This window comes from Pseudomonas sp. yb_5 (assembly GCF_043103865.1).
Classification (GTDB): domain Bacteria; phylum Pseudomonadota; class Gammaproteobacteria; order Pseudomonadales; family Pseudomonadaceae; genus Aquipseudomonas; species Aquipseudomonas putida_Y.
The window spans coordinates 1-411 of record NZ_JBICKE010000144.1 but is presented as its reverse complement, the minus strand read 5'-3'; the positions used below and the strand labels follow the sequence as shown (position 1 = coordinate 411).

The window sequence follows — 411 nt, the reverse complement described above, 5'->3', positions numbered from 1 at the left end:
AAAATTCGGATATGTGATAGATATAGACTGAACACCAGTTTCACTGCTGGTGGATCAGGCTAAGGTAAAATTTGTGAGTTCTGCTCGAAAGAGCAACGTACGAATTTTCGGCGAATGTCGTCTTCACAGTATAACCAGATTGCTTGGGGTTATATGGTCAAGTGAAGAAGCGCATACGGTGGATGCCTTGGCAGTCAGAGGCGATGAAAGACGTGGTAGCCTGCGATAAGCTTTGGGGAGTCGGCAAACAGACTGTGATCCAGAGATCTCTGAATGGGGGAACCCACTCAGCATAAGCTGAGTATCTTGTACTGAATACATAGGTGCAAGAGGCGAACCAGGGGAACTGAAACATCTAAGTACCCTGAGGAAAAGAAATCAACCGAGATTCCCTTAGTAGTGGCGAGCGAA

Annotated in this window: 1 rRNA gene; it reads left to right on the top strand. The window is 46.5% G+C overall.

Features of this window, described 5'->3' with window-relative positions:
* Nucleotides 1-155: 155 nt before the first annotated feature.
* Nucleotides 156-411: ribosomal RNA gene (locus tag ACF8GF_RS25380) — 23S ribosomal RNA — on the top strand; the annotation flags it as partial.